This is a genomic window from Brevibacterium sp. NPDC049920, from assembly GCF_040656435.1.
Taxonomy (GTDB): domain Bacteria; phylum Actinomycetota; class Actinomycetes; order Actinomycetales; family Brevibacteriaceae; genus Brevibacterium; species Brevibacterium pityocampae.
In genome coordinates, this window is sequence record NZ_JBFAMF010000014.1 from 18,437 (window position 1) to 45,046 (window position 26,610).

The 26,610-nt window shown below is 70.9% G+C and carries 24 protein-coding genes; 9 read left to right on the plus strand and 15 right to left on the minus strand.

What is annotated here, in order from left to right; translation table 11 throughout:
- Positions 1 to 153: 153 nt before the first annotated feature.
- Positions 154 to 726, minus strand: a complete 573-nt coding sequence (gene pyrE / locus AB0I45_RS12490) for an orotate phosphoribosyltransferase (protein WP_137318731.1) — start codon at positions 724 to 726, stop codon at positions 154 to 156.
- Positions 727 to 1,165: 439 nt separating this feature from the next.
- Positions 1,166 to 2,035, minus strand: a complete 870-nt coding sequence (locus AB0I45_RS12495) for an SDR family NAD(P)-dependent oxidoreductase (protein WP_137318730.1) — start codon at positions 2,033 to 2,035, stop codon at positions 1,166 to 1,168.
- Positions 2,036 to 2,213: 178 nt separating this feature from the next.
- Here AB0I45_RS12495 and AB0I45_RS12500 point away from each other — a divergent pair, with 178 nt between their 5' ends.
- The 3 genes from AB0I45_RS12500 (at position 2,214) to AB0I45_RS12510 (ending at position 5,472) form a co-directional block, all read left to right on the plus strand.
- The gene (locus AB0I45_RS12500; protein ID WP_360318580.1) at positions 2,214 to 3,005 is read left to right on the plus strand and encodes an exodeoxyribonuclease III; all 792 of its coding nucleotides are present in this window, start codon (positions 2,214 to 2,216) and stop codon (positions 3,003 to 3,005) included.
- A gap of 114 nt (positions 3,006 to 3,119) precedes the next feature.
- Positions 3,120 to 4,259, plus strand: a complete 1,140-nt coding sequence (locus AB0I45_RS12505; protein WP_360318583.1) for a Fic/DOC family N-terminal domain-containing protein — start codon at positions 3,120 to 3,122, stop codon at positions 4,257 to 4,259.
- Between the two features lie 157 nt (positions 4,260 to 4,416).
- Positions 4,417 to 5,472 (plus strand): septum formation family protein, encoded by a 1,056-nt coding sequence (locus AB0I45_RS12510; protein WP_360318586.1) that lies wholly within the window; start codon positions 4,417 to 4,419, stop codon positions 5,470 to 5,472.
- A 203-nt stretch (positions 5,473 to 5,675) separates the two neighbouring features.
- Here AB0I45_RS12510 and clpB read toward each other — a convergent pair whose 3' ends face one another.
- A complete protein-coding gene (clpB, locus tag AB0I45_RS12515; RefSeq protein ID WP_137318726.1) occupies positions 5,676 to 8,285 on the minus strand; it encodes an ATP-dependent chaperone ClpB in 2,610 nt (869 codons plus the stop codon).
- Between the two features lie 150 nt (positions 8,286 to 8,435).
- Entirely contained in the window at positions 8,436 to 9,335 is a 900-nt protein-coding gene (locus tag AB0I45_RS12520) for a LysR family transcriptional regulator (RefSeq protein ID WP_137318725.1), read from the minus strand.
- A gap of 71 nt (positions 9,336 to 9,406) precedes the next feature.
- Here AB0I45_RS12520 and AB0I45_RS12525 point away from each other — a divergent pair, with 71 nt between their 5' ends.
- A complete protein-coding gene (locus tag AB0I45_RS12525) occupies positions 9,407 to 10,477 on the plus strand; it encodes a putative sulfate exporter family transporter (RefSeq protein ID WP_137318724.1) in 1,071 nt (356 codons plus the stop codon).
- 54 nt (positions 10,478 to 10,531) lie between these two features.
- Here AB0I45_RS12525 and AB0I45_RS12530 read toward each other — a convergent pair whose 3' ends face one another.
- Positions 10,532 to 11,566: a hypothetical protein gene (locus AB0I45_RS12530; RefSeq protein WP_345029360.1), complete on the minus strand. Its 1,035-nt coding sequence runs from the start codon at positions 11,564 to 11,566 to the stop codon at positions 10,532 to 10,534.
- 210 nt (positions 11,567 to 11,776) lie between these two features.
- Here AB0I45_RS12530 and AB0I45_RS12535 point away from each other — a divergent pair, with 210 nt between their 5' ends.
- The 4 genes from AB0I45_RS12535 (at position 11,777) to AB0I45_RS12550 (ending at position 16,671) form a co-directional block, all read left to right on the plus strand.
- The gene (locus tag AB0I45_RS12535; RefSeq protein WP_295689965.1) at positions 11,777 to 12,556 is read left to right on the plus strand and encodes an enoyl-CoA hydratase; all 780 of its coding nucleotides are present in this window, start codon (positions 11,777 to 11,779) and stop codon (positions 12,554 to 12,556) included.
- Between the two features lie 257 nt (positions 12,557 to 12,813).
- Positions 12,814 to 14,292, plus strand: a complete 1,479-nt coding sequence (locus AB0I45_RS12540; RefSeq protein WP_360318592.1) for a pyridoxal-phosphate dependent enzyme — start codon at positions 12,814 to 12,816, stop codon at positions 14,290 to 14,292.
- The gene (locus AB0I45_RS12545; protein WP_360318595.1) at positions 14,289 to 15,455 is read left to right on the plus strand and encodes a cystathionine gamma-synthase; all 1,167 of its coding nucleotides are present in this window, start codon (positions 14,289 to 14,291) and stop codon (positions 15,453 to 15,455) included. Before AB0I45_RS12540 ends, AB0I45_RS12545 begins: the two co-directional genes overlap by 4 nt.
- A gap of 283 nt (positions 15,456 to 15,738) precedes the next feature.
- Positions 15,739 to 16,671: an NAD(P)-dependent oxidoreductase gene (locus AB0I45_RS12550; RefSeq protein ID WP_345029354.1), complete on the plus strand. Its 933-nt coding sequence runs from the start codon at positions 15,739 to 15,741 to the stop codon at positions 16,669 to 16,671.
- A 30-nt stretch (positions 16,672 to 16,701) separates the two neighbouring features.
- Here the strand turns inward: AB0I45_RS12550 and AB0I45_RS12555 are convergent, their stop codons facing one another.
- From AB0I45_RS12555 to AB0I45_RS12600, 10 genes are all read right to left on the minus strand, one after another.
- Entirely contained in the window at positions 16,702 to 17,232 is a 531-nt protein-coding gene (locus AB0I45_RS12555; RefSeq protein WP_247618947.1) for a GNAT family N-acetyltransferase, read from the minus strand.
- A 163-nt stretch (positions 17,233 to 17,395) separates the two neighbouring features.
- Positions 17,396 to 17,662, minus strand: a complete 267-nt coding sequence (locus tag AB0I45_RS12560) for a DUF6458 family protein (RefSeq protein WP_345029351.1) — start codon at positions 17,660 to 17,662, stop codon at positions 17,396 to 17,398.
- 239 nt (positions 17,663 to 17,901) lie between these two features.
- A complete protein-coding gene (gene pheA, locus AB0I45_RS12565; protein ID WP_360318600.1) occupies positions 17,902 to 18,840 on the minus strand; it encodes a prephenate dehydratase in 939 nt (312 codons plus the stop codon).
- Positions 18,837 to 19,652 carry a glycosyltransferase gene (locus tag AB0I45_RS12570; protein WP_247618950.1) on the minus strand — a complete coding sequence of 272 codons (816 nt, stop codon included), beginning with the start codon at positions 19,650 to 19,652 and terminating at the stop codon, positions 18,837 to 18,839. The genes pheA and AB0I45_RS12570 overlap by 4 nt, the downstream gene beginning before the upstream one ends.
- Positions 19,652 to 20,533, minus strand: a complete 882-nt coding sequence (locus AB0I45_RS12575; RefSeq protein WP_247618951.1) for a DUF5926 family protein — start codon at positions 20,531 to 20,533, stop codon at positions 19,652 to 19,654. Before AB0I45_RS12575 ends, AB0I45_RS12570 begins: the two co-directional genes overlap by 1 nt.
- 23 nt (positions 20,534 to 20,556) lie before the next feature.
- Positions 20,557 to 21,117 carry an SRPBCC family protein gene (locus AB0I45_RS12580; RefSeq protein WP_345029346.1) on the minus strand — a complete coding sequence of 187 codons (561 nt, stop codon included), beginning with the start codon at positions 21,115 to 21,117 and terminating at the stop codon, positions 20,557 to 20,559.
- 64 nt (positions 21,118 to 21,181) lie between these two features.
- Entirely contained in the window at positions 21,182 to 21,754 is a 573-nt protein-coding gene (locus AB0I45_RS12585) for an OsmC family protein (RefSeq protein ID WP_137318712.1), read from the minus strand.
- Positions 21,755 to 21,866: 112 nt separating this feature from the next.
- Complete coding sequence (locus AB0I45_RS12590; RefSeq protein ID WP_254668919.1) at positions 21,867 to 23,162, minus strand: Fic family protein; 1,296 nt, start codon at positions 23,160 to 23,162, stop codon at positions 21,867 to 21,869.
- A gap of 256 nt (positions 23,163 to 23,418) precedes the next feature.
- On the minus strand, positions 23,419 to 24,333 hold the full coding sequence (locus AB0I45_RS12595) for a (p)ppGpp synthetase (RefSeq protein ID WP_295689948.1): 915 nt from the start codon (positions 24,331 to 24,333) through the stop codon (positions 23,419 to 23,421).
- A gap of 131 nt (positions 24,334 to 24,464) precedes the next feature.
- On the minus strand, positions 24,465 to 25,670 hold the full coding sequence (locus AB0I45_RS12600) for an ATP-binding protein (RefSeq protein WP_137318711.1): 1,206 nt from the start codon (positions 25,668 to 25,670) through the stop codon (positions 24,465 to 24,467).
- Between the two features lie 254 nt (positions 25,671 to 25,924).
- Between AB0I45_RS12600 and AB0I45_RS12605 the strand changes: the two genes are divergently transcribed.
- Positions 25,925 to 26,599, plus strand: a complete 675-nt coding sequence (locus AB0I45_RS12605; RefSeq protein WP_360318608.1) for a GNAT family N-acetyltransferase — start codon at positions 25,925 to 25,927, stop codon at positions 26,597 to 26,599.
- Positions 26,600 to 26,610: the final 11 nt, after the last annotated feature.

Here is a 26,610-nt window from a genome sequence, read left to right on the forward strand (position 1 = left end):
CACAAACCGAGGGGCGGCCCGGCGCTCGTTATCCGGACAATTCCCAGTCGCCGCGCGGGGTGTGCCGGGGTGCCGAGGAGGCCCTGGGGCGCCCCGCAGCTTCGCCGGGGCCTGGGGGCTGGAATCGGGGGCCGGCCGGGGCGTGGAGCGGATCTAGTCGAGGCCGAGGTCCGCGGTGGTGAGGGCGGTGAGGTAGGGCAGGCCGGCCGCCTCGACCCGCTGCTTCGCTCCGGTGTTGCGATCCATCACGACGGCGACCGCGACGACCTCGGCCCCGGCTTCGCGCAGCGCCTCGACGGCGGTGAGCACGGAGCCGCCCGTGGTCGAGGTGTCCTCGACGGCGATGACTCGGCGCCCGGCGACATCGGGGCCCTCGACGCGCCGGCCCATGCCGTGGGCCTTGGCCTCCTTGCGGACGACGAAGGTGTCGAGCGGGGTGCCGCGCACCACGGAGCGGTGCATGACCGCGGTGCCGACCGGGTCCGCTCCCATGGTCAGGCCGCCGACCGCGTCGACGCGGTCGAGGTAGCCCTCGCGCTCGAGCAGGTCGAGCACGACGTCGCCGATGAGCGGGGCGGACCGGTGGTCGAGTGTGACCCTGCGCAGATCGAGGTAGTAGTCGGCCTCCTTGCCGGAGGACAGCGTGACGCGGCCGCGGACCACGGCGAGTTCGTCGATGAGGGCGAGGAGCTGGGTGCGCGCATCCGCGGCAGAGGTCTCAGACATGGCCCCAGTCTACGGCGACGGGGCGCCGGTGCCGGAGTGGTGAATACAGAAGTCCCGGGGCGCGGAGACCGCGACATCCCGGGACTTCTGCAGCACTCCCCTCGAGTACCCGGACGCATCCCCATACGTCCGTTTCATTCGTCCGATCCCCACCGGACGAATGGTTCCATTTGACCACAGGATTCCGACGGCTGTAAACCGGGCGTTCACTTTGCTCGATTACTCTCAGTCTTCTCACAAAAAGCATAGACAAGCGCGAATTCGTGCGGGTCACAGGCATCACCCGGGCGCTCCGGGCGTCGGCGCAGGTCAGACCTACTGTGGAGTAGAGCCGCCGCTACTCGCGAGTACTGTCAGATGTCCACACCTCGTCACTGCGCCCGGGCACGCCGCGCCGCCCGATCGGACTCGGACGGCCCCCGCAGCGGGTGCGGCCCGTTCAGGAGTGCGGTCCGGGCCGGGCCGGGCGGCGCAGACGGCGGAATCGGAATCCATTGCTCAGGCCTCGCAGCAGCGGCCGAGGCACGGCCTGCGCGAGGAGGTAGGCGAGCTTGTACTGCAGGCCCGGCACGGACACCGCCTTCCCGGCGCGCGCATCCGCCAGCCCCTCCCGGGCGACCTGGTGCGCTGCGACCCAGGCGATGGCCGGCATCGTCGACATGTCCACGCGCATCCGGTCGTGGAACTCCGTGCGCACGAACCCGGGCAGCACCGCGGTCGCCGTGACCGGGGTGTCGGCGAGCTCCGCGGCGAGGTTCTCGGTGAATACGAGGGCGGCGGACTTCGCTGCGGCGTAGGCACCCATGGTGGTGAGAGCGGCCATCGACACGACGTTGACGATCCCGCCGCGACCCCGTTCGATCATCCGGTGAGCGGCGTGCCAGGAGATCTGCTGGACGGCGGAGTTGAGCACCCGGTCGAGCGCGACGAGGTCTGCAGGGCCCGTGCGGAGCACCGAGTGCTTGAGCCCGTAGCCGGCATTGTTGACCACGACGTCGACCCGTTCGCGGTCGAGGAAGCCGGTGACGGTACGGATCCCCGATTCGGCGGCGAGGTCTGCGGTGAGCACTCGCACCGGGACGCCGTACTCGTCCTCGAGCACCTCGGCGGTCTCCTCCAGCCGGGCGAGAGTGCGGGCGACGAGCACCAGGTGATAGCCGTCGGCCGCGAGCGCCCGCGCGAACTCCAGCCCGATCCCGCTCGTGGCCCCGGTGACGAGGGCGACGGGCACGGGGCCCTCCGGGGCATGCGCGGCGCGGCCGGGGTGGGAGACGGCGTCGGAGGTGCGGGAGTGGGGCGAACGGTCCATGGGATCACCCTACGGCGGGCCGCTGACGCGGCGCCCGCGAAACTCCGGCCTCGCTCCGGGCCGGAACGCCCGGGCCTCGACCCTGATCCCCAGGCAGTGCGCTCCGGGTCCGGCCCGTTCCGGTGTCCATGCGCTCAGGCCCCGGCCCCGTGTCCGAGGCGTCGAATACAGTGGGGGCATGCGAATCGCGACGTGGAATGTGAACTCGATCCGGGCCCGGGCGGAGCGGATCGGAGCATGGCTCGACCGCTCGGACGCGGACGTGCTGGCGATCCAGGAGCTCAAGTGCCGCGACGACCAGTTCCCCGCCCAGGTCTTCTCCGAGCGCGGCTACGAGGTCGCGTTCCACGGGCTCAACCAGTGGAACGGCGTCGCCATCGCCAGCCGGGTGGGGCTCGCGGATGTCGAGATCGGCTTCCCCGACGTCCCGGGCTTCGGCGACCAGGACGATGTCGAGGCCCGCGCGATCAGCGCCGACTGCGGCGGGGTGCGGGTCCACTCGCTCTACGTGCCGAACGGCCGCGAACTCGACCACCCGCACTACACCTACAAGCTCGCCTGGCTCGAGGCGCTCCGCGCGGAGGTCTCCCGGACGCTTACCGTGGACGCCGGCACCCGGCTGGTGCTGTGCGGGGACTTCAACGTCGCACCGGAGGACGACGACGTCTGGGACATGGCCGAGTTCGACGGTGCCACGCACGTCTCGGAGCCGGAGCGCGCGGCATTCTCCGCGCTCCTCGACGCCGGCCTCACGGACGTCGCCCGACCCTTCACCCCGGGACCGGGCGTCTACACGTTCTGGGACTACCAGAAGCTGCGGTTCCCCAAGAAGCAGGGGATGCGCATCGACTTCCAGCTCGCCTCGCCGGCTCTGGCCGAGCGGGCCGAGGATGCGTTCGTCGACCGCGAGGAGCGCAAGGGCAAGGGTGCCTCCGACCACGCACCGGTGGTCGTCGACTACAGCGGCTGAGGCGCAGGCGGCCTCCGAATCGCCCTGATCTGACCCCTCATCCGACAAACTTAAAAATTCTGGCCGCGTTTCTTATAAGATCATCCAGTGGACCCTGCCAGATTTGTAAGTTCCGTGTTCGGCACCGTCATCGCCGACCCCCTGCTCGCGTGGGACCACCCGTTCTTCAGACCGGCGCCGATTCCGCGTTCGATATCTCTGCGACAGGAGACCAATGATGCACTCTCCCGCGCGAGCCTGGCCCTGGGGAAGCTCGGGGGAGCGAGTCTGATCGTTCCGGACCCTTCGCTCTTCCTGGCCCCGTCGATGGCACAGGAAGCCGTGTCGAGCTCTCGAATCGAGGGAACCCAGGCTTCGCTCAGTGATGTTCTCTCTGCTGAAGCGGTATCCGATTCGTCTGCAGTGGATCCGGACCTCCAGGAAGTCCAGAACTATCTGGCTGCGATGAGGCTCGGTGTCGAGCTCCTGCCCGATCTGCCACTGACGCAACGCTTCATCAATCGACTGCATGAAGTGCTGATGACAGGCGTTCGCGGGGAAGAGAAGAGTCCCGGGGAGGCTCGCCGATCGCCGGTCTGGATCGGGGCAGCAGACGCCACTCCCCGAACAGCCGCTTTCATTCCGCCCCACAATGAGTATCTGCCCGAAGCCCTGACCGACTGGGAACGATTCGCCAATGGCGACCACGCCATGGCGCCCGTCCTCAAGAGCGCGCTTCTCCACTACCAGTTCGAGACCATTCACCCGTATCTCGATGGAAATGGCCGCATCGGCCGATTGCTCATACTCTTCGGCTTCATCAGCGACGGGATCCTGCCTCATCCCACTCTCAACGTGTCCGGATACTTCGAAGCCCACCGACGCGAGTACTACGACCGGCTCCAGGCGGTGAGAGAACGCGGTGAGATCGACGAATGGGTGCAGTTCTTCGCCCGGGCAATCGAAGTGCGCTCCGACGCGTCATCCCGCAGACTGCAGCACTTGATCTCCACACGGGAGCGGTATCGAGAAGCTGTCACGCGCAGGAACGAAAGGACTGCATTGACGCATCTCGTCGAAATCATCTTCCGCAACCCCCTGGTCACCGTGGAGAGCGTGAGGCGGGAGCTCAACGTCAGCCAACCGACCGCGTCGACGGCCATCAGAGCAGCCGAGGCCGAAGGGTGGCTGAGATCCGAAGGCAGATGGGGCCGTGGCGGAAAGGAACGATGGGTAGCCCCTGAGATCTGGGACGCCATCAGTGGAGACGAATGATCGCAGGAACGGAATCGGCGCACTGGTGAGTCGCGCTCTCCGTCAACCGTCGACTACAGCGACTGAGGCGCAGGGGGGGGCATCCCGTGTTGCAGTTCCGCCATACTCCCGCTCGGGCGCTGGTAGGCGGCGGGAACCGTGACCTAGTGTGGACGCCATGAGCTATCCCAACGATCCCTATCGGCGCCCGAATCCCCCGCAGGTCACCCCCCGGCCGCAGACGGGCCAGGGACATGGGGCTCCTCCCGGCACGGGCAGCGGTCAACCGGGCGGCCCGTTCGCCGGACAGCCGGGCGGTCAGCAGCAGCCCAATCCGGGCGCCGACGGATACCCCGGCGGCCCGCAGCGCCCGAGCGGTCCCGGTGGACCCGGCCCCTCCGGAGCACCGGGACATCCGGGTGCAAGTGGTCCCGGCCGTCCCGGCGCACCCGGGCCCCAGCACCCCGGCACTGCACACCCCGGCAACGCGCAGCCCGGCTATCCGGGCGCCCCGCAGAGCGGCGGACCCGGGAGCACCGGAGGTCCAGGAGGCCCCGGCGGCTACCCGGGGGCATCTCCGGCATCCGGCTACCCGGGAGCGTCCCCGGCCTCGGGCTACCCCGGTTCGCCGAGCGGACCGGGCCACCCGGGCGCACCGGGATATCCGGGCGGGCCCGGCGGCCCCCCGCCCAAGAAGAAGCGCACCGGGCTCTTCATCGGCCTGGGCGTCGGCGCGTTCCTCGTGCTCGCGCTCATCGTCGGCGGCGGCCTGTGGGCCGGGAGCACAATCCTCAACAAAGGCGAGCCCGAGCCCTCCGAGTCGGCCGTCGCCGAGCCCACGCAGGATCCCACCGGGGAACCCACGCAGGAGCCGACCCAGGATGCCGCGGGCGAACCCGACCTCGCCGTGGGCGACTGCATCGCCAATCCGGACGTCACCACCGCCCTGCAGACCGTCGAATGCGATCAGCCGCACTTCGCGCAGGTGTACGCCCAGCAAGAGATCGATGGCGACACGTACCCGGGCACGAGCACGCTGACGGCGGACGCGCAGGCTTTCTGCGAATCCGGCACTGCCGGAGCACTCGATCCGGCGAAGCTCAGCTCCGACTTCGCCGCGAGCTACGTCATCCCGACCGCGGAGACCTGGGGCCAGAACGACCGCCACATCCACTGCCTCGTCCACCGGGCGGACAAGGGCGACTTCACCGAGAACCTGCTTCCCAGCTCCTGAGGCACGTCGCGTGCACCTGCCCGAGGCGCACGCACCTGCACGCGCTGCGCCCCGGAGCAGGAGTTCTCGCACGCATGAAGCGTCCCCGCTGTGATGTCACAGCGGGGACGCTTGATCTCACGGTCGTCCGATCCGTGCACTCCGGCGGCGCGACGCGGGCGTCCCGACGGGGACGCCGCCGCGCGGGGCACCGGGGCGACCGGTCACACCGGGGCGATGACCAGCCCACCGGAGGCATCGGCCGCGGTGTCCTCCGGACGGTCCACCCGCACGGTGTCGCCGTCGTGGATGACGCCGCCGAGGATCTCCTTGGCCAGCCGGTCCCCGATCTCGCGCTGCACGAGGCGGCGCAGCGGCCGGGCGCCGTAGGCGGGATCGTAGCCCTCGATCGCCAGCCATTCGGAGGCGGCCGGGGTGATCTCGAGCGTGAGCCGGCGCTCCGCCAGGCGCTCCTGCATCGCCGCGATCTGCAGATCGACGATCCGGCTGAGATCCTCCATGGACAGCGGCTCGAACATCACGATGTCGTCGAGCCGGTTGAGGAACTCGGGCTTGAACGCCTGGTGCACCACGTTCATCACCGCGGCCTCGCGGGCCTGCTGGTCGAGCGACTGATCGATGAGGAACTGCGAGCCGAGGTTCGAGGTGAGGATGAGGATGGTGTTCCGGAAGTCCACCGTCCGCCCCTGCCCATCGGTCAGCCGGCCGTCATCGAGCACCTGGAGCAGGATGTCGAACACGTCCGGGTGCGCCTTCTCCACCTCGTCGAGCAGCACCACCGAATAGGGCCGGCGCCGGATCGCCTCGGTGAGCTGGCCGCCGGTCTCGTAGCCGACGTATCCGGGAGGCGCGCCGACGAGGCGCGACACCGAGTGCTTCTCCCCGTACTCGCTCATGTCGATGCGCACGAGCGCGCGCTCGTCGTCGAACAGGAAGTCCGCGAGCGACTTCGCGAGCTCGGTCTTGCCCACGCCGGTGGGCCCGAGGAACAGGAAGCTGCCGGTCGGCCGGTCCGGGTCGGACACGCCGGCCCGCGAGCGCCGGATCGCATCCGACACCGAGGCGACGGCCGCCTGCTGGCCGATGAGTCGCTGTCCGATGATCTCCTCGGCGCGGAGCAGCTTGTCGCGCTCGCCCTCGAGGAGCCGGCCGGCGGGGATGCCGGTCCAGGCGGCGACCACCTCGGCGATGTCGTCGGCGGTGACCTGGTCGCCGACCATCGGGCGGGCGGTGCCGGTCCCGGACTCCTTCTCCTCCGCCTCGGCGGCGGCGATCTCCTTCTCGACAGCCGGGATCTCGCCGTAGAGCAGGCGCGAGGCGGTCTCCAGGTCGGTGTCGCGGCGGGCGATCTCCGCCTGCGAGCGGAGGTCGTCGAGCTTCTGCTTGAGCTCGCCCACCCGGTTGAGCCCGGCACGCTGGGTCTCCCAGGTGGCATTGAGCCCGGCGAGCTCCTCCTGCTTGTTCGCGAGGTCCTCGCGGAGCACCGCGAGCCGTTCGACGGAGGCCGCGTCGCTCTCGTGCGAGAGCGCCATCTCCTCCATCTTGAGCCGGTCGACGGCGCGGGTGAGCTCATCGATCTCGATCGGCGCGGAGTCGATCTCCATCCGCAGGCGGGAGGCCGCCTCGTCGACGAGGTCGATCGCCTTGTCCGGCAGCTGCCGGCCGGCGATGTACCGGTTGGACAGCGCAGCGGCGGCGACGAGCGCGGAATCCGCGATCGTCACCTTGTGGTGCGCCTCGTAGCGCTCCTTGAGGCCGCGGAGGATCGCGATCGAGTCCTCGACGCTCGGCTCGCCGACGAACACCTGCTGGAACCGCCGCTCGAGCGCGGGGTCCTTCTCGATGTTCTCGCGGTACTCGTCGAGCGTGGTCGCGCCGACGAGCCGCAGCTCACCGCGGGCGAGCATCGGCTTGAGCATGTTGCCCGCATCCATCGCGGAATCGCCGGTAGCACCGGCGCCGACGACGGTGTGGATCTCGTCGATGAACGTCACGACCTGGCCGTCGGAGCCCTTGATCTCCTCGAGCACGGCCTTGAGGCGCTCCTCGAACTCGCCGCGGTACTTCGCACCGGCGACCATGCCCGCCATGTCGAGGCTGATGAGCGTCTTGTTGCGGAGCGATTCGGGCACGTCGCCGGCGACGATGCGCTGGGCGAGGCCCTCGACGACGGCGGTCTTGCCGACGCCGGGCTCGCCGATGAGCACCGGGTTGTTCTTGGTCCGGCGCGACAGCACCTGGACCACCCGGCGGATCTCCGAGTCGCGGCCGATCACCGGGTCGAGCTTGCCCTCACGGGCAGCCGCGGTGAGGTCGACGCCGTACTTCTCGAGCGCCTGGAAGGTGTCCTCCGGGTTCTCGCTCGTGACCTTGCGCCCGCCGCGCACCTCGGGCAGGGCGGCGAGCAGTCCGTCGCGGGAGACGCCGTTGCGGACGAGCAGCCTGCCGGCCTCCCCGGTGTCCGCGGCAGCGGCGATGAGGAGGTGCTCGGTGGAGACGTACTGGTCGCCGAGCGCGGACATCTCCTTCTCCGCGTTGTTGACGAGCTGGAGGCCGGCACGGGACAGGCTCGGCTGCGCCTGGTTGGTGCCGGAGATGCTCGGGAGCGTGGCGAGCAGCGTCTTCGCCTCGCTCTGCACGGCCAGGGCATCGGCGCCGAGGTGCTCGAGGAGGGCGGAGGCGATGCTGTCCGGCTGGGACAGCAGGGCGAACAGGATGTGGGCGGGCTCGACCTGGGAGTTGCCCCGTTCGACGGCGTCCTTGACCGCCGCCGACAGGGCCTCCTGTGACTTCGTGGTGAACTGGGATTCCATGGGTGTTCCTTTCGAATTCTGGCTTCTCAAAGGTCAACAGCACCAGAGTTGAGTCTATTCCACTCAAGGTGGCTTCCCTCAAGTCCGATCTCGCTGTGCGGGTCCGCCTCTCCTCCGGATTTCACCGGCGCGCACGCGCAGGTCAAAGGCTCAGCGCGGCGCGGCCGCGGCGGCCACCGCGATGAGCGCGGCGGCGGCCGGGGGCGGCTGCGGGCCGCGCCACACCGCGCGGATCTCCCGGGTGAGGTCGAGACCGGTCACGGGGATCGCGATGAGGTCGCCGCGCTGCAGGGGCCCGGCGATGACGAGCTCGCTGAGCACCGCCGGATCCGCTCCGGCGGACACACTGGCGAGCACTGCCGCGTTGCTCCCGGATTCGAGCGCCGGCGGCACCGGCCGGTAGGGGGCGAGCGCCTCGTCGAGGGTGACCCGGGTGCCGGAGCCGGGCTCGCGCACGACGAGCGGCGTCGCGGCGAGCTCCTCCGGCGCCAGCCCGTGTCGCCGGGCCGCCCAAGGGTGCCCGGGCGCCACGACGACGACCAGCCGGTCGCGCGCCACGGTGCGCGTGCGCAGCGTCGGGTGCAGGTGCGGGGTCTCGACGAACCCGAGGTCGCAGTCGCCGGCGGCGACGAGGTCGAACACGTGCGAGGAGTTGTGCACCCGCAGGCGCACCTCGGCATCGGGGATCTCGCGCCGGAGCTCGGCGAGCCATCCGGGCACGAGGTGCTCCGCGACGGTCATGCTCGCAGCCACGTCGAGGTGAGCGGTGTGCTGTGCGGCGAGCGCCTCGGCGACGGAGCTGAACTCACGGGCGGCGTCGAGCACGCGCCGGGCCCAGTCGACGACGACCGCACCCTCCTCGCTCACCCGTGAACCGGACGGGTGGCGGACGAGCAGGTCGACGCCGAGCTGCTTCTCGAGCGCCCGCATCGCGCGGCTCGCGTTCGGCTGGGCCATCCCGACGGCGCGCGCCCCGGCGCCCAGTCCCCCGCGTTCGCTCACGGCGGTGAGGAGCTCGAGGACGGCGAGGTCGGGCCAGCGGGCAGTCATATCACTATGATATGTCCGGATGCGGGATCGGGGTCTACCGGCGCTCCGGCGCGGGGCGCAGGCTGGAACGCATGCCCTCCGACCCGACGACGCTCCCGCGCAGCAGCGCTCGCATCGCGCGACTGCGGGAACTCGCACCGGGTGCGGGGCTCGCCGCCCTCGGCGCCGCGGCGGCCGTCGGCATCGGTGCGCTCCTTCCCACCGTGAGCGCCCTGCTCGTCGCGATCGTCCTCGGCATGCTCGTCCGCAACCTCGCGACCCTGCCGCCGCGCGTCGAGCCCGGCCTGAACTTCGCCGCCAAGCACGTGCTCCGCGCGGGCATCGTGCTGCTCGGCCTGCAGCTCGTCCTCGGCGACATCCTGGGCCTGGGCACCGGGGTCGTCCTCACCGTCGTCGCGGTGGTGGCCGTCGGGTTCGCAGCGACACTGCTCGCCGGGCGGCTGCTCCGGCTGTCGTCGACGCAGACGCTGCTCATCGCCTCCGGGTTCTCGATCTGCGGGGCCGCCGCCGTCGCCGCGGTCGACGGGGTGATCCGCACCGAGGACGAGGAGGAGGTCGTCACCGCAGTCGCGCTCGTCGTGGTGTTCGGCACCCTGATGATCCCCGCACTCCCGCTCGCCGCCGCCGCGCTCGGGCTCACCGAGGCGCAGACGGGGCTGTGGGCCGGCGCCTCCGTCCACGAGGTCGCGCAGGTCGTGGCGATCGGCGGGAGCCTGGGGGCTGCGGCGCTCAGCGCCGCTGTGCTCGTCAAGCTCGCCCGGGTACTCCTGCTCGCACCGGTGATGATGATCATCGCCGTCCGGCAGCGCCGGGTGATCCTCGCCGCGCGCACCTCGGAGGCGACGCGCACCTCGGACGCCGGCACGGATGACGCGCCGTCGCTGCCGCCCCTCGTGCCCCTGTTCGTCCTCGGCTTCCTCGCGATGGTCGCGCTGCGCTCCACCGGGATCGTCCCGCTGCTCGTCGTCGATGCGGCGGCGATCGCGCAGACGGCGCTGCTCGCAGCGGCGATGTTCGCACTCGGCACCGGGGTCCGGCTGTCCATCGTGAAGCGGGTGGGGGCGCGCCCGTTCGCACTCGCCGCGCTCTCCACCCTCGCCGTCGCGGCCACCGGGCTCACCGGGGTGCTGCTCGCCGCGTGATGCCACCGGGCCGAACGGCACGGCCACCGCAGCCGGCCCGTCCGGGCGCACTGTTCAGGTGCCGATGAACTCCCAGTTCTCCTGGCAGGTGATGCCGATGATGCTCGGACCCGAGCGCATCTCGTCGAGCTGCGAGGGCACCTCGGTGTCCTGCGTGCGGCCGAGCTCCGTGCCTTCGCCGAGGTCGCCGGTGATCTCCTCGACGATGCAGGCGTCGAAGTAGGGCTCGTCGGAGTTCACCGCGAGCTCGAACACGCCTCCGGGTCCGGCGTGGAGGAAGTGGCCGGAGCCGAAGCCGGATTCGGGCACGAGCATCATGTCGCCGATCGGCTCGAACCGGATCTCCCAGTCGGCGTCGCCGGTGACGGTGATCGTCGACCAGTCGACCGACACCCCGCCGATGTAGGTGTCCGAGGTGCCCGTCCCGTCGGCGCCGAGCAGCCAGCCCTGGCGACCGGACTCGTCGGCCTCGACCATCTGGAAGGTGCCCTCGCTCATGATCTCGTAGGTCACGACGGCCGGGCCGGTGACGTCGGCGGGGACATCGAAGTGGTCGGGGCCGGAGCCGGAGACGGTCTGCGGCTCGAAGGTGCCGTAGTTGGCGTCCGCCCAGTCGCGCGCATCCTGCTCGTCGGCGGCGGCGACGTCGATGAGCGAGGGACCGTAGTCCGGGCGCTCGGGCGCCTCCTCCTCGCCTGGATCCGGCGGCGGCACGGGCGCCTCCGTGGGCGGGGCGGAGGCCGCGGCCGGGTCCGAGGCGGAGGACGACTCCGCGGTCGGGCCAGCCACGGGCTCGTCCCCGATGGTGGCGCCGAAGCCGAACCAGATCACCCCGGCGACGAGCGCGAGGACGAGGACGCCGGCTCCCAGGGCCAGGCCGATGATGAGGCCGACCGGCTTCCCGCGCCGCGGCATCGTGCTCGGCCCGACCGGCGGGCCGGGGAGGATCGGGGCGCGGGGGTGGTGCGGGGCGCCAGGGTGCGGACCGCCCGCGGACCGCGCGCCGTCGTCGTACGGAGCGGCGCCGTCGTACGACGGGGTGCCGTTCCAGTGGGGCGGCCGGCCGGGCGGTGGGGGCGGTGTGCTCATCGTGGGACTCCGGGATGGGGGCGGCCCGCCGCCGTGCGCGGCAGGCGTGACCTGGACGAATACTCGTCATCGTAGTCGCCGTCCGGCGCCCGGACCGGCCCGGGATGTGCCAGGTCCGGGACATCCGTTCCCGGCTCCGCCACACCGGCCGCCGCGTTCGGATCGCGGTCGCGCGGGACCCGTGTCCACGCCATCGGGCACACTGGGGACATGAGCGAAGACACCGTACTCCTCACCGTCGAGGACACCGTAGCCACCGTCACCCTCAACCATCCGGCGACCCGCAATGCGCTCTCCCTCGAGCTCATGCGCGCCCTCATCTCCACCTTCCGCGAGCTCGGCGGGCGCCCCGACGTCCACGCGATCGTGCTCGCCGCCGCCGGCCACGTGTTCTCCTCCGGCCACGACCTCAAGGAGGTGAGTGCGGCGGACCACGCCGGGCAGCAGGAGATCTTCGACACCTGCTCCGAGCTCATGCTCCTCATCCAGGAGATCCCGCAGCCGGTGATCGCCCGGGTACAGGGCGTCGCGACCGCCGCCGGGTGCCAGCTCGTCGCCACCTGCGATCTCGCCGTCGCCTCGCGTGAGGCGCGGTTCGGCACCCCGGGCGTGCGGATCGGGCTGTTCTGCTCGACCCCGATGGTCGCGCTCAGCCGCGCCGTCGACCGCAAGACGGCCATGCGCATGCTCCTCACCGGCGACATGCTCAGCGCCGAGCAGGCGCTCGCCCGCGGCCTCGTCTCCGACGTCGCGGACGCCGCGGAGCTCGAATCGGCCGCCGCCGCGCTCGCCGCCCAGGTCGCCCAGGCGTCCTCGGCCACCGTGGCGATCGGCAAGCGGGCGTTCTACGAGCAGATCCACCTCCCCACCGCGGAGGCCTATGCGCGGATGAGCACGGTCATGGCCGACAACGCGGTCATGCCCGATGCCCGGGAGGGGATCGACGCCTTCCTCACCAAGCGCGAACCGCAGTGGCAGCACCGGCAGTGAGCCGCCCGACCCGTCGGGTCCGAGCGGCTGCCCGGGCCCCGCACGCGCACCGCACCGGCGCCGCGTGTGCACCGCACCGGCGCCGGTGAGGGGTGAGTTCGCACGTGTGACTTCGCTCGACGGCCTGGCTTAGGATCGAAACGGTCGCAGGCCCTGCCCGCGCCCGCCGCCCGGGCCGGTCGGGAACCGCGTCCGGAACCGCCGGCGGACCGCCGCCGCGACCGCACCCGCACCCCATCAGCAGCGTCAGGATCCCAGTGAAGTACGCAGACACCGTGCTCGACCTCGTCGGCAGCACCCCCCTCGTCAAGCTCAACTCCGTGGCCTCCGGGGTCCGGGCGACCGTCCTGGCGAAGCTCGAGTACATGAACCCCAGTGGCTCGATCAAGGACCGGATCGCCGTCAGCCTCGTCGCCGACGCCGAGCGCTCCGGCAAGCTCGCCCCCGGTGGCACCATCGTGGAGCCGACCTCGGGCAACACCGGGGTGGGCCTGGCGATGGTTGCGGCGATCCGCGGCTACGACGCCGTGTTCGTCACCCCCGACAAGGTGGGCAAGGGCAAGCGGGACGTGCTCTCGGCCTACGGCGCAGAGGTCGTCGTCACCAAGACCAACGTCGCCCCCGACTCCCCCGAGTCCTACTACGGGGTGTCCGATCGCATCGCCTCCGAACGGGCCGGCGCGTTCAAGCCCGACCAGTTCTCCAACCAGGCCGGGCCCGAGGCGCACTACCGGACCACCGGGCCGGAGATCTGGAACGACACCGACGGCCGCGTCACCCACGTCGTCATGGGGCCGGGCACCGGCGGCACGATCACCGGCACCGGCCGCTACCTCCACGAGGCCTCCGAGGGGCGGGTGAAGGTCGTCGCCGCCGACCCCGCCGGATCGATCTACGCCGACCACTCCGCCGACCTCCACAGCTACTACGTCGAGGGCGTCGGCGAGGACATGATCCCCGACACCTACGACCCCTCCGTCCCCGACGGCTTCGTCACCGTCGACGACGCCGCTGCCTTCGAGATGACGCGCCGACTCGCCGTCGAGGAGGGTCTGCTCGTCGGCGGCTCGTCCGGCATGGCGGTCGTCGCCGCTCTCGAGACCGCCCGCGAACTCGACGAGGACGCGGTCGTCGTCGTCGTGCTGCCCGACTCCGGGCGCGGCTACATCGACAAGATCTTCAACGACGAGTGGATGGCCGAGCACGGCTTCACCACTGCCGCCCGCCGGGGCGGGGACGTGCTCGCTGCCCCCGGTGCCGAGGTCGAGGACTCGGAGCCCGCAGGATCCGGGCAGCCGGGTGCCGGACACGGGCAGCAGGGCGCCTCGGTCGCGGATGTCGTGACCGGGCTCGGGATCACCCCGGGCGACTATCCCTGCGTCGGTCCCGACACCCGGCTCGCGGAGGCCGTGACCGCGCTCAGCGGGGACGTGCTCCTCGTCGCGGACGCCGGCGCGGCCACCGAATTCAACGTGTTCGGGGCATTCGAGCGCAGCGCACTGACGTCCCTGCTCCTCGACACCGATGACGTCGCCGACGTCGACACCGCGGTCGGCACACTGACCCACGCGATGATCGACCTCCCGAAGGTCGGCGTCGGCCAGACCGCCGAGGTCCTGCGCGCCCGTCTGCTCACCGCCCCGGCGGCCCTCGTCTACGACGCCGGCCGGCCCGTCGCCCTCATCGACCGCACCGCCCTCGCCCGCTGGGCCGCCTCCCGAAAGGACCACTCGTGACCGAGAACATCACCCCCTCCTTCTCCACCAAGGCCATCCACGCCGGGCAGGAGCCGGATGCGCAGACCGGCGCGGTGATCCCGCCGCTCCACATGAGCTCGACCTACAAGCAGGACGGGGTGGGCGGATTCCGCAGCGGGTACGAGTACTCGCGCAGCGCGAATCCCACCCGCGACGCCCTGCAGGCGCAGCTCGCCGCGATCGAGGGCGGGGCGCACGCGTTCTCCTTCGCCAGCGGGCTGGCCGCGGAGGACGCCCTGCTGCGCGCGCTCACCGCTCCCGGTGACACGATCCTGCTCGGCAACGACGCCTACGGCGGCACCTTCCGCCTCATCAACGCGGTGTTCGGGCAGTGGGGCGTCAAGCACTTCGCCGTCGACCTCACGGACACGAGCACCGCGGCCGATGCGATCGCCGCCCACCGGCCCAAGGTCGTGTGGGTGGAGACGCCCACCAATCCGCTGCTCAACGTCGTCGACATCCGCGAGACCGCCCGTCTGGCCCGCGAGGCCGGGGCGATCCTCGTCGTCGACAACACCTTCGCCACCCCGTACCTCCAGAACCCGATCAGCCAGGGCGCGGACATCGTCGTGCACTCGGTGACGAAGTACCTCGGCGGCCACTCCGACGTGGTCGGCGGTGCGCTCGTCCTCGCCGACGACACCCACGCCGAGGCGATCGGCTACATGCAGAACGCCGCCGGCGCGGTCTCCAGCCCGTTCGACGCCTGGCTGACGATGCGCGGCATCAAGACCCTCGCCGTGCGGGTCAAGCAGCACAGCCAGAACGCCGCCGCGCTCGCCGCGGCGCTCACCGACCACCCGAAGGTCGAGACGGTCCTCTACCCCGGGCTCGAATCCCACCCCGGCCACGCGGTCGCGGCTCGCCAGATGCGTGAGGGGATGTTCGGCGGCATGATGTCGATCCAGGTGGCCGGCGGGCGCGAGGCCGCCCGGACCCTCGTCGACAGCACCAAGGTGTTCACGCTCGCGGAGTCCCTGGGCGGGATCGAGTCGCTCATCGAGTACCCCTACGACATGACCCACGCCTCGGTCCAGGGCACCGACCTCGAGGTGCCGGCGAACCTCGTGCGGCTGTCGGTGGGCATCGAGGACGTCGAGGACCTCCTCGCCGACCTCACCCAGGCGCTCGACCGCATCTGACCCTCCCCTCCCAACCGGCAATTTTCGAAGGTTTCTGGGAGCCGTTCCGCGCATCTGTGCAATGTCACGGCGCAGTTCCACAGCGACCCAGCACGATGACGCGGTGCCCCGGCCCAGTGCCACAGTGCCACGGCACGGTGATGCGGACACACGGAAATACATGGGGCGCGAGACACGGTCCCGCGCGACCTCCGACCCGGGGTGACCGCACCGCAGGACACACCGGCCAATGCCCTCTCCTGCCCTTCGGGCGCACTAGCCTGGAGGGGAGGAAAGGACGTGCATGTCGATCGTCGTCACCGGAGCTTCGGGTTTCATCGGGCGCGCCGTCGTCCAGCGTCTGCTGGAGGACGGTCGGCGCGTCGTCAGCCTGGGCCGCACCGACCCGCAGATCCCCGGTCTCGCCCACCACGCCTGGGACATCCGGGAACCCGCCGACGCCTCGGCGCTGCGCGCCCTGCCGTACCTCGAGACGGTCGTGCACTGCGCCGGGCTCGTCGACGACTGGTCGGACGCGGACGACCTCCACGCGGTCAACGTCACCGGCACCCGGCACGTGCTCGACGCGTTCCCGGACCAGCGCATCATCCACCTGTCCTCGACCGACGTCTACGACCCGCAGCGGGAGCACCATCGCCTCTACGAGGAGGCCGGCCCCGTCGCGGAGGACCGCTACCCGGAGCCCGGTCCGGCGCTGTCGAAGGCCCTCGCCGAGGCGGTGGTCCAGCGGGTGCGCCCGCAGGCCCTCGTGCTCCGCCCCGCAGTGGTCTACGGACCCGGTGACACCACGCTGTTCCCGCGACTGCGCGCCACGATCGAGAACGGCACGCTGCGGATCCCCGGCGGCGGCCGCAAGCAGATGACCCTCACCCACATCGACACCCTCACCGGGGCCGTGCTCGCCGGCATCGACCGGCCCGGCGTCTCCGGCCCGATCAACGTCGGCGACCCGAAACCCTACGTGCTCAAGGACGCGCTGCTCACCTACCTCGCCCGGACCGGCGAGGAGCAGGTCGAGCTCGACGAGGTGGCAGCCGACCTCGCGCTGGCGAAGACCTGGTACGCGGAACGGCGCGCGCGGAAGAAGGGCGGCCGCCCGCCCATCACCCGGTACACGATCCGGCAGGTCGTCCACGAGCGGACCTATGATCTCACCCGCCTCGAGCAGCAGCTCGGGTTCACCGGCGTGCAGCACCTCGCCCCGCGGCGGGCGTGACCCGGGCGGGCGTGAGCCGGGCGGGGTCGTTCAGCCGTCCGACCGGCCGGGAGCCGCTTCCGGCCCGGCTCCGCCGAACTCCTGCAGGGCATCCCCGGTGAGCCGGAAGGTGTCCCACTCGTCCTGCGGGAACGCCCCGACACTGCGGTAGAACGCGATCGAAGGTGCGTTCCACTTGAGCACCGACCATTCCACACGCGCGTATCCGCGCTCCACTGCGGTGCGGGCGAGCTGCTGGAGCAGCGCCTTGCCGGCGCCTCGGCCGCGGGCGTCCGGGCGGACGAACAGGTCCTCGAGGTAGATCCCGTGGACGCCCTCCCAGGTGGAGTAGTTGAGGAACCACAGGGCGAAGCCGTCGATCCGGTGAGCGGAGCCGGCCGGCGCCTCGGCGACGTGGGCGAAGATCGCCGGCCGCTCCCCGAACAGCTGCTCGTGCAGCGTCTCGGCGGTGAGTTTGACCGCCTCGGCGGGCTCCTTCTCGTAGATCGCGAGCTCGACGACGAGCTGCTGGATCTCCTCGACGTCGGCGGGCGCGGCGGGGCGGATGCGGGCCTGTGCCATGGGCGGCGGTCCTTCTGTGCGGGGGCGGGGAGAACAGTGGAACAGGGACGAGGGGCGCAGCGGGCGCGCGTCCTCACGAGCTCTACCGGACCCCCGGATGCCGCCGGCCCGGCCACCGGGATGCGGTCGGCCGGGCCGGCGGGTGCGGCTGGGTCCGTGGGGCTCAGAGGCCGTCGCGGTAGTGCTCGGTGCGCTCGACGTTGCCGCCGGGACCGGCCTGGGGCCCGGGCGCAGGGGTCTCGCGGTAGGTCACTTCGCTGCGACGGCGGCGCGAGGCGAGCGTGACGAACCCGAGGATGAGCGCGAGGATGCCCACGCCGATGCAGATGTAGCCGACCATGGTGAGATCCATGACGCTCCAGGCGTCCTGCACGGCGAACGCGAGGATCGCTCCGACGAGGATGAGGAAGACTCCGACTCCGAATCCCATGACTGTCTCCTGACACTGGTGATGCGGCGACCCGGACCCGGGACCGCGGACTTTCGTGCCTGCGGATCGGGCCGCCCCCGGCGGGGACAATGCGCCTTGACTGAGTGGTACGCCTTTCAAGTATTGACGACACCGGGCCCGCTGACAACAGACGCGCCGGTCGGCGGCAGGGATGAGACCGTCGATGAGATCGCAGAGAACGGCGGTTTCGCGCTCAGGAACCTTCGAAAATTGAGTGTTCAGGGGCGGGAGGTGGAGAGAACCGTGTCGAGCCAGGCGCGCGCCTCGGCGAAGGAGGTGTCCGTGGTGCGCGGGTCGACGATCACCGTGTCCCCGGCCGCCGCGGGGTACGAGCCGAGGAACTGCATCCGCCGGGCCACCCGGTGCACGCCCATGAGCGCCTCGGCCATCCGCGCCTCCGCGATGTGCCCCTGGAGGTCGATCGAGAACTGGTAGAGGCCGAGCCCGTCCCCGGTGGGACGCGACTCGATGCGCGACATGTTGACCCCGCGTGCGGCGAACTGCTCGAGCAGCTCGAGGAGCGCGCCGGCCCGGTCGCTCGACAGCACCGCGACGATCGTCGTCTTGTCCGCCCCCGTAGGAGCGGGGAGGTCGGCCGGGGTGCGCACGAGCACGAACCGCGTGATCGCGTCCGCGCGGTCGCCGATCCCGGCGGCGAGGACCTCCAGCCCGTAGCGCTCGGCGGCGAGGGCCGGGCAGATCGCGGCCTGGTACTCAACGTCCCCGGCGGCGAGGTCGCGCGCGGCGGCCGCGGTGGAGGAGGCGGGCAGGAAGTGCGCGTTCCCGAGGTGTTCGGAGATCCACGTGCGCGTCTGCGCCTCCCCGTGCGGGTGGGTCGCGAAGCTGCGGATGTCGGACAGCTGCGTGCCCGGGCGCACCGCGAGGACGAAGGTCACCTGCACGAGGGTCTCCGCGACGATCTGCAGCCGCCCGTTGCGGGTCAGCGCGTCGAGCGTGGCCGGCACCCCGCCCTCGAGCGAGTTCTCGATCGGCACGACGGCCCCGTCGAGCTCACCGCGGGCCACCCCGGACAGCGCCGCCTCGGCGTTGTGCATGGGCACCCGCGCGGCGTCGGTGATACCGCGCTCGTCGAGCAGCCGGATGAGTGCGGCCTCGGTGAAGGTCGCCTCGGGGCCGAGGTACCCGAACGCCGTCATGACGGGTTTCCGTTCCCGGCCCGCCGCCTCCGCAGCCGCCGGGTCAGCAGCGCCCGGGCGACGTCGCGGTACTGGGCGGCGCGGTGGAGCTGCGCCTTGAGGTCCTTGCCGGTGACCCGGTGGTGGAGGTCGCATTCGACCTCCTCGACGCGCAGCCCGGCGTTGATGACGTCGATCGTCATCCCGGTCTCCACGCCCCAGCCGGCCGCGAACGGCAGGGCAGCGTCGAAGGCCTCGCGGGTGAGGCAGCGCATCCCGGACAGCGGCTGGGTGGCGGTGAACCCGGCGAGCTCGCTGATGCCCCTGCGGGCGAGCCCGACGACGAGCCCGAACCCGCCGCCGGTGCGCTTCTGCGGGGGCAGGATCGCGATCGTCATGTCGGCCCGTCCCGCGAGCACCGGTGCGGTGAGCGGGGCGGTGTTGACCGCGGAGTCCTCGAGGTCGCCGTCGATGAAGAGGAGCGCGCGGTGTCGCGGCCTCTCGCCGGGTCCGAGCCCGGAGATCTCCCGGTTGCGGACGGCGAACGCGCCGGTCATCATCGCCGCCGCCTTGCCCCGGTTCTTCCGGTGGGTGACGACCCGGGCGCCGGCCGCCGTGGCGAGCGCCCCGGTGTCGTCGCGCGATCCGTCGTCGACGACGATGACGAGGTCGACCCCGGGGATCTCCTGCGCCGAGGCGACGGTCGCGGCGATGCGCTCCGCCTCGTCCTTGGCGGGGATGATCGCGGCCACCGCGACGGGCGCCTCGGGCAGCGCTCCGACGGGAGCCGCCTCGGGCGCGGGTCCGGCGGTTTCCGGGTGCGCAGGCGTCATCAGCGGATCGTGAGCTGGCGGGAGACGACGCCGGCCTTGGCGCGCCGCTCCTCGTAGTCGAGGTTCCCGGACTCGTTCATCGCCTCGGTGAGCTGGGCGTCGAAGGTGCCGAGCGGTCCCTCGACCTCGTCGGGCTGGGTGCCGTCGGGCAGCTCCCACACGGGGATCACGATGCCGTGAGCGCGGAAGCAGCCGAGGTACTTGCCGATCCCGCCGAACGTGTTGTCGCCGCGCGCGTGGAGGCGGGCGAGGCCGTTCATCACGGTCTCCTCGCCGTCGGTGCGGGCCCAGCGGACGTAGATCCGCCCGCCCATCTCGGTCCAGTAGGCGGCCTCGGCGGAGACGAGCTTCTCCGTGGGGCTGATGTTCTCGTTCGCCTGCTCGAGGGCGGCGGCGATGTCCTCGTCCTGCTGCGCGGTGTCCTCCGGCAGCCAGTAGTCGAAGGTCTCGAGCACGCTCACGGAGAACGGGACGGAGGTGTCGAGGATGTCCTGCAGGCGCGGACCCTCGCCGGGGTCGGAGTCCGCCTGCTGGTAGGTGCCGGGTTCGGCGTCCTTGACGGAGAGGATCGCCGCGGCGATGTCGCGCGAGGGGTCCGGTGAGGAGAACGGGACCTGGAGGCCTGCCATGACGACGCCGTCGGCACGGTGGAGCGCCTGCCAGGCGGCGGGGAGGAGGGAGGCGAAGATGATCTCGTCACCGCCGTACTCCTCGGTGAGCTTCGCGGTCGCGGTCGCGGCGGGCACGAGCTCGCGCAGGCACACGAGGTCGGCCTCGAACGGCAGGCCCTCGAAGGGCCGCTGCACGAACGCCCCGGCCTGCGCCTTGGCCAGCCGCTTGGCGATGAGTTCTTCCTTGGACTTCTTGGACTTCTTACCCATGAGGTGCAGTCTACTGGGGCGAGTCAGTCCGACCGAGGCGACCCGGCGGAGTACTGCGCGGAGAGGCCCTCCCAGCCGACCTCCATCGCGTCCGCCCCGACGACCCGCTCGACGTCGACGCCGCGCAGCCGGAGGCTCAGCACGGCGAAGCACACGTGCCAGCCGGCGGCGGTCATCGCCGCCTCGGCGTCGGTGGCGAAGTCCTGCCCGAGGCCGAGGGTGCACCCGTCCGGGCGCTCGACGATCGTCCAGGTGACGAGGCCGCCACCCCAGCGGTGGCTGAGATGGTGGGGTGCGTCTGCGGTGATGACCGTCGCGTCGACGGGGTCGTCACCGGGGTTCTCGCGGGATTCTGCCGCACCGACGGAGTCGAGCGGCCGGTCCGGCACGATCGGCGACCACTGCGCGAGGAGCCCGGGGTCGGTGAGGTGGGCCCACACCTCGGCCGGGGTGGCGGTGAGCTCGAGGGTCTGGGCGAGCGCGAACGCCGGACCGGTGCGGTCCCCGGCCGTGATCAGCTCGGTGCGCAGCTGGAGCCCGTCGATCGCCTCGGCGACGCGGGTCCGGGTGGTGTCGGTGATCATGATGGGCCTTCCCTTCGACGACACCGCCAGCGTACCGGGCCGGGCCGTCCGGGACCCGCGCCCTTCAGCCGCGGGTGACGGTCGTGCGCACCGGCACCGGGTTCTCGATGATGTCGAGGACGGGGCAGTTGGCGTCGACGGCGGCGCGCAGCACCTCGTAGCGCTCCTGGGTCTCCTCACCGCTGAGGGTGATTTGGATGCGGACCTCGGAGAAGCCCGGGCGCACCGAGTCGTCGGCACCGAGCAGGCGGGCGGCATCGAGATCGGCCTCGGCGGTGACGGCGATCTCGTCGAACGGGATGCCGAGAGTCTGGGCGTAGAGCCGGTAGACCACGACCTGGCAGCCGGCGAGCGCGCCGAGCACGTAGTCGACCGGGCTCGGCCCGGCGTCGTCCCCGGCGAGGGCCGCGGGTTCGTCGACGATGAACGCGTGCCGTCCGGCGCGCACGGTGGTCGCGACGGTGCCGACGCCGGCTGCGGTCGCGCGGCTGGTGAGGTGGGCGCTCGTGCGGTCGGCGGCGATGCGCTCGCTCCACTCCTGCCCGGCGCGGGTCAGGCGCTCGGCGCGCTCGGCGGCGGAGGTCGTGGGGACGGTGGTCGGGTGGGCCGTCTGGGCGGCCGGTGCTGTTGTCGTCATGGTGTGGATTCTCGCCGCCGAGGCGCGAGCGGGGTCGGAGTCCCGTCGTCTCCCGTCATCCGGCGTCACCGGATGTCATGTCCGGGCACGGCCGCTGCCGGCGGGGCGTGCTTCAGGGTGTGGGCGGTCTGACCGGGACCGGACGCACCGGTGGGCCCAGCCGGGTGTCGAATCGAGTGCTCGCCAACCGCCGCTCGGTGGCCGCCACGAGATCGAGGACTTCTGAGGCGATGTATGCGCGTCGGCGCTTGCCGATCGCTCGGGTCTCGAGGATTCCAGCGGCCTCGAGTTCGTCGAGCGCCTTGACCGCGGCTGCCGCGGTCACGTCATGGATCCGCTGCACGGTCGCCGGTGTGAGCACCGGCGACCCCGGAAGGTCCCGGAGCACGAGCGTCACGGCCGAATCGCTGCGCAGTCGGCGAGTCCTGCCTTCACGCCGGCGGTGCCCGTCCAGGCGCTCGTTCCACTGTCCGCGCAGCTCGTCGAGGTCCTCGGCGAAGCTCAGAGCCTGGATGCTCGCTTCGATCACCGCGTCGGCGAAGGTGGTGATCCACCGCTCCACGGCGTCGATGGCGTCGGAGGAACCGGGTGCACCGGCATGGCGGTAGGCGGTGAGCCCAGCGACGTACTCTCCGCTGAGCGTCGACAGCACGAGGCTGACCGGCAGCACTGCCCCGGAGGTCAGTCCGCGCCGGGCGAGCACCGTGTGGATGAGAGCACGTCCCACTCGACCGTTGCCGTCGGCGAAGGGATGGATCGTCTCGAACTGCGCATGGACGAGCGCCGCCTGGATGACCGGGGAGTGAGCCGCCCCGTTGAGGTAGGTGACCCAATCGTCGAGCAGTCCGTGCACGCGCTGCGGCGCAGGGGGCACGAAGTCGGCGTCGAGCGGGTGACGGCCCGACCCGCCGATCCAGTTCTGGCGCGTCCGCACCCCGTGCATCCGGTGTGCATCCGGGAGCAGCGCGCGCTGCAGGCTGACCACGTCGTCGATCTGCACCGTCGGTGCGGCGACGAGAGCCGTGGTCGCGGACTTCACGATCGTCATATTGTTCGCGACGAGCTGCGCCTGCTCGCTGATCCCCGAGACATCCTCGGACAGACCGAGCTCCGCGAGCGCGACGTTCCGCGGATTCGGCGCGATCCCCTCGATGCGCGAGGAAGCGATCGCCTCCGAGCGCAGCAGGTACCGCGAGACTCCGGCCAGGTCCGCTCCGGCGCGCCGGTCGAGCCGGCGCACGGCCTGTTCGGCCTCGGCCACACGTGCGTCGACCTCGCGACCGAGGACGAGCGGCATGCCCACGAGCGTGTCGGGCAGGTAGGTGCGGAAGCTCCCGGTCTTCCGGTCGCGCCGCGAGATGCCCGAAGTCTCAGCGGCGACCCATTCGGCCGACTCCCAGATTCCCACGTAGCTCCTAAAGTGAACGTTCGACCCCTACTTGTTGAGTTTAAGCCTTAAAGTAAACAACAGGAAGGTTGCAGACCCCGGAGGTCATCAGCCGATGACGGCACTTCCGATCTCCCCTGTCGGCACTCGCACTTCACTCCGGGCGCTCCATCGGCCGGGCGCACCCGCTGAGTTCACAGACTGGAAGTGGATATCATCTGAGCGGACGCTATCGAACGGCCAAAGCACGATCGGCCGCGGAAGCCTCGAACCAGGATCAGCGGGCAAGAGCATTGGGTATAAAGATCCGCCGGTCCTCAGACTCAACGACCCTGACCCGGAGATTATCGCCGATCTCCACATAGTCAGCGACCGAGATCTGCTCCTTCGAACCGACCAACTCCTTGACCCTGATGGCTTGAATGAGCCCGCGATTCCCATCACCGTCGTCCGCGAGCGCATATCTTGGGCCTGTACGTGTGACTGTCACATCAATGGTCGCGTCGTCGGCAGATTCCTCGACGTCAGCCTTGGTCACGTCAACATCGACGGTGTGCTCGATGTCATCAGCAACGAAATCCGCCAGCCGATCGACCTCAGCCAACAGGTTCGCCATGGTGTTCGTGACATTGTCGTGGAAGGGAGTCTTCTTGAGCGCCTCCCCTGGCTTATAGGACATCTCATGGGTGAGCTCACCCCACGCGTCCTGCAGCCGAGTCTTGATCTGCACCTCGACATACACCGGAGAGACCCCCTTGACGGGGACTTCGACAATGATGTGCTTCGCACGATATCCCGACCGCTTCGGCTTGCTGACGTAGTCCTTGGATTCACAGATGCGGAACGCGGCATCCTCGCTCAACCCGTGGAGATGGTCCCAAATCAGCTCTTGGTCCCGCGTCGAATGGCAGATCAGCTTGATCCCCACGAGGTCCAACAGATTCTGCTCCACCTGCCCTGCAGATGATATCTCCAGCTGCTCCGATTCGGCTTTCCGGATGAGCTTCCTCAACGCCCGGTCCTGGTCCTTGATCCGCGACTCCGAGACCTTGAGCCGCGTTCGGTCATCCAACCCGGCGAGCGCCTCGTTGCACTGCCGAGCGAGCCAGTTCTTGACTTGATTCCGCGCATCTTCCCAGTCAGGCATTCGCTCACGGAATAACCCGGCCACCAACTGCTCGACTTTTCCCACCGGTGATCACCTTCACTCGAGACTCAGGATGAAATAAGCGTGTCGTTCAGCGATATCGTATGCACAAATATTGGACTGTTGCACAACAAGTCGCTGTACGCTGCAGCATCGGCCGCCCCCTCCGCTCCCCCTCACAGCTCCGGCTGGGATCTCAGGTACCGCCCGAAGTGGGGCACGGTGAAGGCGATGCGGCCGCGCTCGGCGGAGAACACGAGGCCCTTCTTGATGAGGCCGTCGCGCGCCGGGGACAGCGACTGCGGCTTGCGGCCGAGGTGCTCGGCGAGGTCCTTCGTCGCGACCCCGGTCGGATCCGGCGAGGCGCCCTCGCGGACCTCGAGATCGGCGAGCCCCTTCATGTACTCCCGCTCGGCCGGGGTGGCCCGCTCGTAGCGGGAGCCGAAGAAGCCGACGGCGAGCTCGTTCTGCGCCGCGGGTGCGGCGACGGTGATGTCCTCGGCAGTGATCGGGGACTTCGGGGCGACGTCCCAGGCCGCCTTGCCGTAGGCCTGCACGAAGTAGGGGTACCCGTCGGTCGCCTCGTAGAGGGCGGCGAGCGCCTCGGCGGTGAAATCCGCGCCCTCGTCGAGCGCCGGGGTGCGCAGTGCACGATCCGCCTGCTCCCGGTCGAGCCGGTCGATGCGCCGGTAGTGGAACAGCCGCTCGGAGTACGACTTCGACGCCGAGAGCACCGCCGGCAGGTGCGGCAGCCCGGCGCCGACGACGACGAACGGCAGTCCGAGCTGGGAGATCTCGTGGCAGGCGGCGCACAGCGCGGACACGTCGGCCGGCTGCACGTCCTGCATCTCGTCGATGAAGATCGCCACCCCCTTGCCGCCGTCCTGCGCGAGCCCGGCGATGTCGGTGAACAGCTCGACGAGGTCGATCTCGATGTCACCGGAGTCCGCGCGTCCGGTCACAGCCGGGGCGTCGATGCCCGGCTGCCACTTGTCGCGGAGCTTGGCGTCGGCACCGGCGCTGCGCTGGGCGAAGGCCTTGAGGATGCCGAGGACGTGGTTGCGGGAGTCCTCGTCGCGGATCCCGAGCTCGCGCACCGCCTGGTGGAGTGCGGCGGACAGCGGCCGGCGCAGCTCGGAGTCCGGGCGCGCCTCGATCTTGCCGGTCCCCCACCGGGACCGCACCGCCGAGGAGCGCAGGCTGTTGAGGAGCACCGTCTTGCCGACGCCGCGCAATCCGGTGAGCACGAGGGAGCGCTCGGGCCGGCCACGGGCGATCCGCTCGAGCACGACCTGGAACATGTCGAGCTCGGTGTCGCGGCCGGCGAGCTCCGGCGGGCGCTGGCCGGCGCCGGGGGCGTAGGGGTTGCGAATCGGGTCCATGGCCTCACGGTACCGGCCTCTAGCCCGCTCTAGCCCCAGCGACATACGAGGCCGGGCCGCCGGATGCGGCTGCTCCGCGGACGGGCCTTCCTCCCTGGACGGGCCTCCCTCCCCGGATGCACCTGTTTCTCCGAACTGCAACCCGAGATCGCTGTCTCAGCCGGGATCGCCGGAGATTCCATCGCCCGGGAGAGAAACGCTCGCATCGACGGGCTCGACGAGCGCTCCCGGGGCGAGGCGATACTGTGGCGGGCATGGCGATCCTCTACCCCGGACTGCACAACGATGCGGTCAAGAAGCGGCACGTGCGCTGGGCGCAGACCCTCGTCGATGCCGGGTTCTCCTTCGACCTCCTCGTCGACGAGGGGCGCGAGGAGACCGCCGCGCTCATCCGCGAGGCGACCGGTGCTGCGGGGTCGAGACCCGCCGAACCGACGGAATCTGCCGAACCGCCGGCACCGACGGGACCCACCCCCGAGCCTGCCGAGCCGACGGAACCCACCCCCGCCGAACCGCCGTCCGCGCCCACCGGCTTCGCCCTCGAACCGCAGGACACGGGGCTCGTCGTCCGCGACTCCTCCGGCGCCCTCGCCGGCGCGCTCGTCCTCACCGCGGTGAGCTACGACAACGGCACCGCGCTCTTCGTCCGGGCACTCGCCACGGCACCGGCGTTCCGCTCCCGCGGCATCGCCACCGTGCTGCTCGGCCTCGCACCGCAGGTGCTCGGGCAGGCCGGCCTGCCCACCCGCGCCCTCCTCACCGGCGCCGCTCCCGAGGCGCTCGCCGGGTTCGTGCACCGCGCCGGGTTCGTCGTCCTCGAGAACGGCGACGAGCCGCCCTTCACCTTCGGTGGGATCGAGGACGAGCTCCTCGCCTCCTCGGCGACGATCCCGGGCGACCGCTGCTGGTTCTTCAAAGAGGTCGCATGACCCGGCTGCTC